This window comes from Halorubrum aidingense JCM 13560, assembly GCF_000336995.1.
In the GTDB taxonomy this organism is placed as follows: domain Archaea; phylum Halobacteriota; class Halobacteria; order Halobacteriales; family Haloferacaceae; genus Halorubrum; species Halorubrum aidingense.
In genome coordinates this window covers 313,190-324,486 of sequence record NZ_AOJI01000017.1, presented here as the reverse complement: position 1 = coordinate 324,486, position 11,297 = coordinate 313,190, and the positions used below count along the sequence as shown (strand labels likewise).

The 11,297-nt window shown below is 66.9% G+C and carries 8 protein-coding genes; 1 reads left to right on the top strand and 7 read right to left on the bottom strand.

Annotation, left to right across the window (positions count from 1 at the left end):
* The first annotated feature begins 13 nt into the window (after nt 1-13).
* Nucleotides 14-367 carry a hypothetical protein gene (locus C461_RS04835; RefSeq protein WP_007999142.1) on the top strand — a complete coding sequence of 118 codons (354 nt, stop codon included), beginning with the start codon at nt 14-16 and terminating at the stop codon, nt 365-367.
* Between the two features lie 45 nt (nt 368-412).
* Here C461_RS04835 and C461_RS04830 read toward each other — a convergent pair whose 3' ends face one another.
* The 7 genes from C461_RS04830 to C461_RS04800 form a co-directional block, all read right to left on the bottom strand.
* Entirely contained in the window at nt 413-2,107 is a 1,695-nt protein-coding gene (locus C461_RS04830; RefSeq protein WP_007999140.1) for a potassium transporter TrkG, read from the bottom strand.
* A 1-nt stretch (nt 2,108) separates the two neighbouring features.
* Nucleotides 2,109-2,792, bottom strand: coding sequence for a potassium channel family protein (locus C461_RS04825; RefSeq protein WP_007999138.1), 684 nt, complete (start codon nt 2,790-2,792; stop codon nt 2,109-2,111).
* Nucleotides 2,793-2,913: 121 nt separating this feature from the next.
* Nucleotides 2,914-5,196, bottom strand: a complete 2,283-nt coding sequence (locus C461_RS04820) for an amino acid permease (RefSeq protein ID WP_007999136.1) — start codon at nt 5,194-5,196, stop codon at nt 2,914-2,916.
* A complete protein-coding gene (locus tag C461_RS04815; RefSeq protein WP_007999135.1) occupies nt 5,193-7,565 on the bottom strand; it encodes an amino acid permease in 2,373 nt (790 codons plus the stop codon). The genes C461_RS04820 and C461_RS04815 overlap by 4 nt, the downstream gene beginning before the upstream one ends.
* Nucleotides 7,562-7,999: a universal stress protein gene (locus tag C461_RS04810; protein WP_007999134.1), complete on the bottom strand. Its 438-nt coding sequence runs from the start codon at nt 7,997-7,999 to the stop codon at nt 7,562-7,564. The genes C461_RS04815 and C461_RS04810 overlap by 4 nt, the downstream gene beginning before the upstream one ends.
* 147 nt (nt 8,000-8,146) lie before the next feature.
* Complete coding sequence (locus tag C461_RS04805) at nt 8,147-9,715, bottom strand: TrkH family potassium uptake protein (protein ID WP_007999133.1); 1,569 nt, start codon at nt 9,713-9,715, stop codon at nt 8,147-8,149.
* 79 nt (nt 9,716-9,794) lie between these two features.
* Complete coding sequence (locus C461_RS04800; protein WP_007999132.1) at nt 9,795-11,297, bottom strand: TrkH family potassium uptake protein; 1,503 nt, start codon at nt 11,295-11,297, stop codon at nt 9,795-9,797.

Sequence of the window (11,297 nt, the reverse complement as noted above, 5' to 3'; positions counted from 1 at the left end):
GAAACTCCCGACTATGGCCGATATCTCGGAGCGTCCGACGCCGCCCGAAGGATTACCCCCGAAACTCGTCGACGCACTGACCGACTGCACGCCGGAGGAGCTCCGCAAGGCGATCGTTCACGCCCAAGAGCTGCTCCACTTCCACGGTGAGGCGGCGCTTCCGGTCGACCCGGAGGCCGGTGACGACATCCTCCGCGTCACCGAGCACGAGGAGTACACAGCGGTGGTAAAGCAGTTCCGCTGTGCGGACGGCTGCGACGACTGTCCGCACGGCCCCTACCTCTACCACGTCACGGAGGAGCCGCAACCCGACGGGAACCACAAGGTACACTGGACGTTCATGGGGACGGTCCGGGACGAAAAGTAGCGAACGGGCCGCGAGCCGGTCGCCGGCTACGGCGATCTCACTCGGTTAGGGGTCCAGCCCGTACAGCCCGGCGCGGACGAACACCAGCACCGGGATGATCTCCAGCCGACCGATCCACATGCTGAGGACGAACATCCCCTCGGCCATCGGTGGCATCGAGGGGCCGGTGATGCCCGACGACAGCCCCACGTTACCCTGTGCGCTGGCGATTTCGAACAGCGCGTCGGCGTAGCCGAACTCCGGCCCGGCGACGTTGACGAGCACCAGGCTGCCGACGGCGAGCGCGACGAGCCACAGCAGGGTGACGATGGCGGCCTCGCTGAATTCACGCTCCATCGCCGCGCGATCCAGCGTTCGGTCGCCGATCTGCGCGGTGACGACCGCGTTCGTCGGGAGGAACACGCGGGAGAACTGCCAGGCGATCCCGCGCGCGACGGTGTACCCGCGGATGATCTTGATACCGCCGACGGTCGACCCGGCGGCGCCGCCGAGCACCATCGCCCCGACGAGCAGCACCTTGCCGCCGGCGACCCAGCGATCTATCGGGGCCGACTGAAACCCGGTGGCGGTCATCGCACTGATCCACTGAAACGTCGAGTCCCGGATGGCGTCGAGCTGTGCACCGTCGAGTAGCGGCACCGGGAACGGCAGAAACGACTGCGTCGCGAACGCGCCCGACGTCGCCGGAATCGACGCGAGGTTCTGTGCCGAGAGCGTGACGACACCGGCGGCGAGCAGGGCGAACAGCCACCGCGTCTGGAGGTCCGACAGCAGTTCGCGCGCACTCCGATCTCGAAGCACGACGTAGTGGACCGGAAACGCGATCGCGCCGAGGACCATGATCGGCAGGAGCACGGCCTCGACGAGCGGGGACTCGTAGGTCGCTATCGAGTTGTCCGTGACCGAGAACCCGCCGGTCGTCAGTCCGGTCATGGCGTGGTTGAGCGCCTGCCACGCCGACTCAGACGCGGAGAGCGACCTCGCGTACTCGCTCTCGCTGGCCCGGATCGCGACGAACAGCGCGAGGAACGCCAGCAGGGTGTAGCCGACGACGAGTTTCCAGACCGTCCGAACCGTGGAGACGATACTCGGGTGGATCTTCTGTTCGCGGGCCTCGCTCCGATAGAGCGCGTAGCTCCCGCTGCCGGGGCGCGCGAGGATCGAAACGGTCAGCACGATGACGCCGACGCCGCCGACCCACTGGATGAACGAGCGCCACCACTGGACCGAGCGCGGCAGCGACGGCTCGTGGATCGCCATCGTGAGCCCGCTTCCGGTCCAGCCGCTCATGCTCTCGAAAAGGGCGTGCAGCGGATTCCGGAAGTACGCGAGACTGGAGAGCGTTGTGGTCCCGCCGACGCCGATCGGCTCCCAGCCGCCCGTGTCGGCGGCGACGGGAACGAACGTGTCCATGACCGCGGGCGGGGTCATCCACGCCGTCGCCAACAGCGGGAGCGCTCCGAACGCGGCGACCATGAGCCAGCCCCCGGCGGCGATGACCATCCCGTGTTTCATCTGCGGCTCCGGTGCGTCGGCGAACCGCCGCGTCGCCAGTCCTCCGATCGCGGCGGTTACGCCGCCCGCGATGAGAAACCCGAGCGCGGCGTGAACTTCCCGGAATCCGAGCGCGATGACGGCCGTGACGGCCATCATCCCCGCTTCGATCAACAACAGCGAACCGATGTCGCGTGCGATGACCGTCAAGTCCGTCGGAAGCACCCCGTCGCGTCGATCGGTCATCTCAACCGTCGTCCTCGGTGTGGCCGAACACGTCTGTTATCTCCGGAGTCACCCCGTCTCCGGAGTAGATCGTGAGCAGGTCGTCGGCCGCTATCCGGGTGTTTCCGCGAGGCGTTATCGGTCGCTCCTCGCCGCTTCGTTCGATCGCAACGATGAGCGTGTCATCGCCGAGGAGGCCCTCCGCGTCCGCCTCTTGGATCGTCTTGCCAGCGATCTCGGCGTTGGCGCCGACCGTGATCTCGAACACCTCCGCCTCCTCGCCGATGTGCATGAAGTCGACGACGGACGGGCGGCTCACGGCCCGGTAGAGGTACTCGGCGATCAGGCTCTGCGGGTTCTGCATCGTGTTGACGCCGATCTGCTCGAACACGCTCATGTGCTCGGGGTTGTGCACGACCGAGACGATGTTCGGAATCGACAGCTCTTGGGCGAGCAGACAGACCATGATGTTCGCGGCGTCGCGGTCCGTCGTCGAGATGAGGGCGTCGGCGCGCTCGGCGCCCGCGTCGCGCAGCGTCTCCTTCGAGGTCGCGTCGTCGTTGATGACGAGACAGTCGTACTGTCTCGCCGCTCGGTCGGCGCGTTCCTCGTCACGCTCGATGACGGCCACCTCGTTGCCGCCGGCGGTCGCGAGATCGATGAGCGGCGTGCCGATATCGCCCGCCCCGACGACGATGAGATACATCACTCCGTCGTTCAGAACCGAGTGTGGAAAATCTACCGTTCTCAGGCGCCGTTCGAGGGGCCTGGTGTGTCAGCGGCCGGCCCCGCGGGCGCGCGCCGTTAGCGACCGCAACCGCTCCGACTCAGCGGCCGCCGAACAGCCGCTCCAACAGCGAGCGCGAAGAGGGGCGCTCCGCGAGCAGTACCGGCGTGTCGAGGTGCTCGATCGTGTCGAACGCGAGCGAGCCGCGGACGATCCGCGAGAGCAGCCCCCGTTCGGTCGCACCGACGATCACGAGGCTGTGATCGGCGCCGAGCAGTCGGATCGCCTCCTCTACGTCTCCCGTTTCGATCCGCAGATCCGCGTCCGATAGCCCGTGGCCCCCCGCCCACTCGGCGAGGAACGCTTCCCCTTCCTCGCGCTCGTCCGGGTCGACGACGTGCAGCAGCGACACGTCCGTGCCGAGGGTGTCACGGAGCGCCCTAGCGACCTCGGCGGAGAGGTCCGAGGAGGGACCGCCGGCGGTCGGCACGAGCACGTCCGACAGCTCCAGATCCTGGCCGTCCAACACGAGGAAGTCACACGGCAGGTCGTGGGTCAACTCGTCCAGCGAACCCTCGACGCGGCCGCCCGCGAACCGCGTTCCGCCGTATCCCATCACGACGGTGTCGGCGTCGTTCGTCTGCGCGGCGTCGAACACCTCCTCGATGCCGCGGTGCGAGAGGATCGTCTTGGTCTCGATGGGCGCGTCGAACGCCGCGGCGTCTTCGGCCGCGGCCGCGAGCAGCTCCTCGGAGGATTTGTCGAGACCGGTCCGGTTCTCGGCGGCCGTCTCCAGAGACGTCTGGTCGGGGACGGTCACGATGTGCGTCGCCAGCACGCGACCGCCCTCGTGTTCCGCGAGGGCGCCCGCGAGCGTGATGAGGGCGCTCTCGGTCCGCGGGTTCGACACCGCGACCATGATCGTCGGCCCCTCGGTCCCCGTCCCGGTCGGGGCGACCGCGTCCGTGGCGTCGACGACTTGGTCCGGGAGGTCGTCCTCCCGGCTCCGGATGTACTCCGAGAGCACGCCCTGCTGGTCGGTCTTGTCCCGGGCGTACAGGAAGTACCACGCCACGGCCGCGACGACGAACGCGGCCGACAGCGCGATCTCGATCCCGTCCATGAACGCGACGAGCCCGAGCGACAGGACCGCGCCGAGTATCGGCGTAATCGGGTACAGCGGGACGGTGAAGTCGGGGTCGTACTCAGGGGTATCCGCCTCGCGGAAGACGATGAGCCCCACGTTCATCAGCGCGTACACGATGAGGTGGAGCACGCTGGCGGCCTTCGAGAGGATCTCGATGTCTTGGCCCAACAGCGCGATGAAGACCACGATGAGCCCGCCCGTCACGAGGATCGACCGGTACGGGGTCGCGTAGTTCGGGTGGATCTCGTTGAGCCAGTTCGTGACGATCTTGTCGCGTCCCATCGCGAAGTTGATCCGGGCCGACGCGAGGATCGACGCGTTCGCCGACGACGCCGTCGCCAGCAGCGCGCCGACGGTCATCACCGCGGCCGCACCGCCCGCGACGCCGGTGATGGGGCCGATCGACTCGGGGAACGCGACCCGCGCCGCCTGCGCGACGGGGGCGTCCTGACTGAGCTCCGGCCACGGGACGACGCCGAGCATCGTCGTCACGAGGATCGCGTAGATCACCGTGACGATCCCGACGCTCCCGATGATGGCTATCGGGAGGTTCCGACCGGGGTTCTTCAGCTCCTCGGCGACCGTGGCGATCTTCGCGTACCCGAGGAAGGAGACGAACACGAGCGCGGTCCCGGGGAGGATCGCCCCGTAGCCGCCCGGAGCCAGCCCGCCCTCGTTGCCGGCGAGCGTCGCGTAGTCGAACGAGAAGAAGCCGGCGACGGAGAAGATCGCTAGGATCGAAAGCAGGAGGGTAACGATCACCGTCTGGACCCCGCCGGTCTCCTTCGCGCCGACGTAGTTCACGCCGATGAAGATCGATCCGGCGACGAGCGCTCCGACCTGTATCGCATTGAGCCCCGGGATCGTGGGGAGATCGACGAACACTGCGAGATACTGGCCGAACCCGATGGAGTAGAACGCGGAGGCGAACGCGAGCCCCATCCAGTCACCCATCCCGGCGATCGACCCGAACATCGGGCCCAGCGACTTGTTGATGTAGTAGTAGCCGCCGCCGGCCTTCGGCATCGCGGTGCCGAGTTCGGAGACGGAGAGCGCGTTCACCATCGCGATCACGCCGCCGACGAGGAACGACACGACGACGATGGGGCCGGCGCCGCCGTCGGCGTTGACGGCGACGCCCGGGAGGACGAAGATGCCGGCGCCGATCATCGTGCCGATACCGATCGTCATCGCCGACACGAGCCCGAGGTCCTTCGCGAGCTCCTCGTCGCTCATTCGCCCACCTCAGCGTGCGTGACCCCGGCGTCACCCCGCAACTGATCAGATGCGACGCTCGCGTCGTCCTCCTCGGCAGTACGTGAAATGTTCTTATCCTCCACGTTCGCTCGCGCACCGCTCCCGAACAGCCGGTCACGGAGCCCTCGCTCATCGCGCTTCTCTGCGAGCAACACGGAACACTCCACGTCCTCGAGTACCTGCAACACGAGCGATCCGCGGACCAGCCGGGAGAGAAGCCCCTTCTCGGTGGCGCCGATGATGAGCATCGTCGCGTCTCGGGCGGCCCGGTCGATCGCGGCTTCCACGTCGCCGCTTTCGATCCGCATCGTCGCGTCGGAGAGGTCGTGCTCGGCGGCCCACTCCGTGAGGAACGTCCGGCCGGCGGCCTCGTCGTCGGCGACGTGCAACAGCGTGACCTCGCCGTCGAACTCGACTTGCAGCATTCGAGCGACCGCCGCGGACAGGTCCGAAGCCGGCCCCCCGGCGGTCGGCACGAGGATCCGCGACGGGTCGAACCCGCGGTCGCGGAAGACGAGGAAGTCGGAGGGAAGCGAGTGCGCGAGCTCGTCGACCGCCGTCTCCGCGCGCCCCGGCGACCCGTGAGAGTCTTCTCCCCACCCCATCACGGTGATATCGGCGCCGTAGGTCCGGGCCGCGTCGAACACCTCCTCGAACACGCGGTGTGAGAGCACGACGTGCGTCTCCACGTCGACGCCGAACGTCTCGGCGTCGTCGCGGGCCTTGTCCAACAAGTTGTGCGCCGCCTCGTGAGCGCCGCGGTCGCGGGCGGCCTCAAGCGAGGTCTGATCGGGGACGTTCGCGATGTTTACCGCGACGACCGTCCCGTTCCGTTGCTTGGCGATAGCCGACGCGAGCGTGATCAAGTGCTCCTCGGTCGCGGGGTTCGCGAGCGGCACCATCACGCGGTAGTCGTCGCCGCTCGGCTGGACCGACGTGGCCGCCGACACGGCGGACTTGGGTAGTTCGTCGGAGCGGTCGAGGATCCACGTCCCCAACACGCCGCGCGCCTCGACCTTCTCGCGGGCGTACAGGAGGTACCAAAGCGTCGCGAAGGCGACGAGTCCTCCCGACAGCAGGATTATCGTCGGCTCGATGTAGGCGATCAGCGCGAACGACGACACCGCACCGATGATCGGCACGATCGGGTAGAAGGGGACCTCGAAGTCGGGATCGTACCCCTCGACCTCCGACTCGCGCATCACGATGAGCGCGAGGTTGAGCAGGCCGTAAACGATGAGGTGAAGCACCGACCCCATCGTCGACAGCGACTCCACGCCGCCGGCGACGAGGAATACGAGAATGAGCCCGCCGGTGAGCGCGATCGATTTATACGGCGTTCCGAACCGGTCGTGGATCTCGTTGAGCTTCGGGGTGACGATCTTCTCGCGGCCCATCGCGAAGTTGATCCGGGACGACGAGAGGATCGACGCGTTCGCCGAGGAGGCGGTCGCGAGCAGTCCGCCGATGAGCAACATTCCGGCGCCGACCGCGCCCAGCGAGTAGCCGAACACGGAGTAGTTGCCGAACAGTAGTCTAGCGGCGTCGACGACCGCGGTCTCGTTGTTCGCGACGAGCTCGTTCGGGACCGCCGCGAGCAGCACGACGAGGAACAGCGCGTACACCACGGTAACGATGACGACCGAGCCGAGGACCGCGAGCGGGAGGTTCCGTCCGGGGTCTTTGATCTCCTCGGCGACCGACGTGATCTGCACGAATCCGAGATACGAGACGAAGATGATCCCCGTCACCGGGAGCACCTGGCTCGTCGTTCCCGGTGGCGCGATCGGCCGCAGCGACTCCATGTCAGCGTTCAACAGACCGACGACCGTGAAGACGGCGAGGATCCCGAGAAGCGCCATGACGATGACGATCTGGAGCCCGCCCGTCTCTTTGGCACCGAAGTAGTTGACGGCGATGAATAACAGGGCACCGGCGAGTCCGATCACCTGTGCGGCCTCCAGCGTCACCGGGCCGAGCCCCACGGCGCCGAGCCCGACCAGCGCGTTGACGTACTCGCCGAAACCGTACATGTAGAACGCGGAGGCGAACGCGAGTCCGAGCCAGTTCGCCCACCCCGCGATGGAGCCGAACATGGGTCCGAGCGCCCGGTTGACGTAGAAGTACGCCCCGCCGGACTTGGGCATCGCCGTCCCTAACTCGGAGGCGGACAGCGCTGTGAACAGCGCGATGATCCCGCCGAGGACGAACGTCGCCGCGGCGAGCGGTCCCGCGCGAGCGACGGCGGTGCCGGGGAGCACGAAGATGCCGGCGCCGATCATCGTGCCGATCCCGATCGTGAGCGCGGCGAGCGGGCCGAGGTCCTTCGCGAGTTCCTCGTCGCTCATTCGCTCGATCCCTCGCGCGGAAGCGCGATGACCGGAACGCTCGCGTTCGTCACGAGCTTGATAGAGAGATCCCCGGAGAGGAATTGCACGAGTCGATTCCCGCCTCGTGACTGGTACGCGATCGCGCTCGCGTCTACCTCGTCGGCGGCGTCGAAGATCGCCGCGACGATGTCGCGAGCGTACGCGGTGTGTTCGTCGGCATCGGGGAACACAGACTGCACGGCCGCGTACGAGTCGGCTGCCAACGATTCGGACTGTTCGACGGGCGTCTTGTCGGGGACGCCCTCACCTTTTTCCACGACGTGCAGCGCCGTCACTCGGTCGGGATGGTACGGTTCGAGCGCCCTCGCGGTCGCCAGCGCGTCCTCTTCGTTAGCGACCGGGAGGAGCACGTGAGAGAGAAGCCCCTGATCGGTGTCGTTGCCACGAGTCATGGGGGGACGTATAGAGCCCCTAGTTAAGAAGATGTTCCCTGCAGGTTCCGGCGAGTTGATGGCTCGATACGGTCGATAACCGGACCTGCTTCCGTTTTATCGCACGACGTTTCGGGAGCGTGAACCGCGGGACGGATTCCGCTGACCTCACCGGCTGTCCATCGCCGAGATGAACACCGCGAGCACGGGAACGATTTCGAGCCGGCCGACCCACATCAGGAAGACCATCAGCAGCTTCGAGGTGTCAGGGAAAAACAGGTAGCTCCCGAAGGGGCCGAGACGCCCGAATCCCGGGCCGATGTTCCCGAGCGTCGCGAGCGACGCGCTGATCGCCTCTAACACCGACAGCTGGATCCCGATCCGCGCCGCGTCGAGCCCGAGGAACACCGCCGAAAGCGCGAACAACACGACGTACAGCATGGTGAAAGCCATAATGCCTCGTATCGCGTCTTCGTCGACGACGCGCCCGCTCAGCCGGACCGGCCGGACGACGTCTGGGTGCGCCGAGGTGAACAGCTCCCGGCGGATCGCCTTCCCAACGATGAGCCACCGGACGACCTTGACCCCCCCGCCGGTCGAGCCGGCCGACCCGCCGATGAACATCGCGAACAACAGGAGTATCTGCGCGTGGGTGTCCCACTGCGCGAAGTCCGCCGTCGCGTACCCCGTGGAATTCAGCAGCGATCCGATCTGGAACGCGGCCTGCCGGAGCGAGTTCTCGGTGACGCCTTGGGTCGCACCGCCCAGTTCGATCGCCGGCGCCGCGCCGCGGAACAACAGCACGGCGAGGACGGCGGTCACGACCGCGATAGACCCCGCGTAGAATCGGAACTCCGCGTTCTCCAACATGATCTCGGCCTCGCCGCGCAGCACGTGCCAGAACAGCGCGAAGTTGATGCCGGCGATGACCATGAAGGGGATGACGACCCACTGAACGGCCGCCGAGAACGCCGCGATGCTGTCCGCCTCCGGTGAGAAGCCGCCCGTCGGCAGCGTGGTGAACCCGTGTGCCACCGCGTTGAACAGGTCCATGTTCGGCGCCATCCCGAGGAGGTGAAGCCCGTACAGGATCGCGATGTACACCACAGTGAACCCGAAGTAGATCAGCCAGAGCGCACGCGCCGTCTCGGCTATCTTCGGGGTGAGCTTCTGCAGCTCCGGGCCGGGCGCCTCGGACTCCATCAGCTGGGCGCCGTTGACGGCGACCTCGGGCAGGATAGCGATCATCAGGACGATGATCCCCATCCCGCCGAGCCACTGGGTGAGCTGGCGCCACATCATCAGCGCGTGAGAGTGTCGGTCGGTGCTGATCTCACCGAGGACGGTCGCGCCCGTCGTGGTGAACCCGCTCATCGACTCGAACAGCGCGTTGACGATCGACCCCACGAGCGCGCCGAAAGACCCGGTCTGGAGCCCGACCGTCGACGCCGTCCCGTAGCCGGCGAGCAGGTACGGGATCGTGCCGATGACCGCGGCCGCGAGCCACGCGAGCGAGACGAAAAGCAGCGCCTCCCGCGGACCGAGGTCCGGGTCCGGATCGGTCCGCTCTACGGCGAATCCGATCGCCGCGACGAGCGCCATCGAGACGAGAAAGACCCAGATGTCCTCGCCGTACGCGACCGCGACGACCAGCGGAACCAGCATCGTGACGGCGAGGTATTTGATACCGACCCCCAGAAGCCCGACGCTCGCTTTCCAGTTGACGCCCCAAGACATGAGTATTCGATCGATATGGGAGTCGCCTGTTCGCTGTATTAAACTGTCGAAGGGGCGACGACGGGAGGCAGAAGCGGACTCACGACGTCCAGAACGCTTTCGTGAACAGCACGAGAACCGGAATTATCTCGATTCGGCCGATCCACATCAGGACGATCATCACGGCTCGCGTCGTCATCGAGAACGACGCGAACGTCCCGTACGGGCCCGCCTCGCCGAAGGCCGGACCGATGTTGAGGAACGTCGTCGCCGCCGCCCCGAGCGCCTCGAACTCCGTCACGCGGAGGCCGGTGCGCTCGGCGTCGACGACGATGACGACGGTGAGCAGAAAGAAGATGACGATGCTCAACAGGAGGTACGCGTAGATGTCCCGGATCGCGCTCTCGTCGACCGACTTCCCGGTGATTCTGACCGGCCGTACCGCTTCCGGGTGGATCGCGGTGTAGAGGTTGCGTCGGAACGACTTCAGGGCGACCAACCACCGGAGCGACTTGATCGAGCAGGTGGTCGATCCGACCATTCCGCCGATGAACATCCCCATGAACAGCATGTGCTTCGCCGCCGGCGCCCACGCCACGTAGTCGGTGCTGGCGTACCCCGTCGTCGTCACGATCGACGTGACGTTGAACACCGCGTGCCGGAGCGTCGCCTCGGCGCCGAACGTGATACTGGGGTCGAGAAACAGCGCGAGGGCGACGATCGCCGCGAGCGTTCCCATCGCGCCGAGGTAGAAGTGGAACTCCTCGTTGCGCAGGAGTCGCATCGGATCTCCGTTGATGGCGAAGTAAATGAGGACGAAACTCGTCGATCCGATCACCATGAACGGGACGACCGCCCACTGGATGACCGGGTGGAACGCCCCGACGCTCAGCGGCTCCGGGGAGAAGCCCGCCGTCGCGACCGAGGTGAACGCGTGGGCCACCGCGTTGTACAGGTCCATCTGGGGATCGAACGCGAGTCCGAGCAGGAAGTACACGACGACTGCGAGACCGGTGAGTCCGAAGTAGATCCCCCAGATGAGCTGCGCCGTCCGGGTGATCTTCGGCGTGAGCTTGTTGACGTCCTGCGTCTGGGTCTCCGTCTCCATGAGCTGTGCCCCGCCGACGCCGACCTCCGATAACACCGCGGTCGCTAAGATCAGGATCCCGAGCCCGCCGAGCCACTGGATCACCTGCCGCCACATCATGACGGAGCGCGAGTGGATCGAGAAGTCGACGAGGACGGTCGCGCCCGTCGTCGTCAGTCCGCTCATCGACTCGAACATCGCGTTGATCGGGTGTGCGACCGTCCCGACGCCCGCGACGACGAAGGGGATGGCGCCGACCGCGGCGACGAGGAACCAGATCAGCGCCACCGCGAGGAACGCCTCGCGGGGCCCGAGGTTCACCGACGGGTCCTGTACGGACCGGAACGCCGCCCCGAGCGCAAGTGAGACCGCGATCGCCGCGAGGAACGGGAGCGGCGACTCGCCGTAGTAGAGGGCGATCAGCAGCGGGAACGCCAGCGGGACCGGGAGGGCGGCGAGGACGTCGCCGGCGAGTCCCACGCTCGCCCGCCAGCCGACTCGGATCCGGGTCGTCAC